Origin of the sequence: Allochromatium humboldtianum (assembly GCF_013385175.1) — a bacterium.
GTDB lineage: Bacteria > Pseudomonadota > Gammaproteobacteria > Chromatiales > Chromatiaceae > Thermochromatium > Thermochromatium humboldtianum.
Window position 1 is genome coordinate 1 of sequence record NZ_JABZEO010000070.1, and the last position, 498, is coordinate 498.

1 protein-coding gene is annotated in these 498 nt (G+C 64.7%); it reads left to right on the top strand.

Features of this window, described 5'->3' with window-relative positions:
- On the top strand, window positions 1–498 hold a 498-nt coding region (locus tag HW932_RS21530; RefSeq protein WP_176978491.1), incomplete at both ends, for an Rpn family recombination-promoting nuclease/putative transposase.

Sequence of the window (498 nt, forward strand, 5' to 3'; positions counted from 1 at the left end):
CACTACATCACGCCCTTGTTCGAGGAGAAGATCGAGGATGTGGTCTGGTCGCTGGAGGTGCAGTGGCGGGGTGTGCGGCGGCGGGTGTTCGTGTATCTGCTGCTGGAGTTTCAGTCGCGGGTCGATGCGCGGATGTCGATCCGGATGCTGCATTATGTGGCCTGTTTCTATGACCATCTGCTCAAGACGGGGGTGACGACGCTGCGCCGGGGGCTGCCGCCGATCCTGCCGATCGTGCTCTACAATGGGTCGGCGCGCTGGTCGGCGGCGACGGATATCCGGGCGCTGATCCGTCCGAAGCTGCCGGCGTTCTGGGAGTCCTATCAGCCGCATCTGCGCTATTACCTGATCGACGAGGGGGCCTATGGGCCGGAACAGTTGGCGGCGATCGGCAGTCCATTGAGCGGGGTGTTCGGGATCGAGACGGCGAGCGATCACCGGGCGTTGCAGGCGGCGGTGGAGCGTCTGGCGGCGAGTCTGCGCCGTGACCCCAATAAG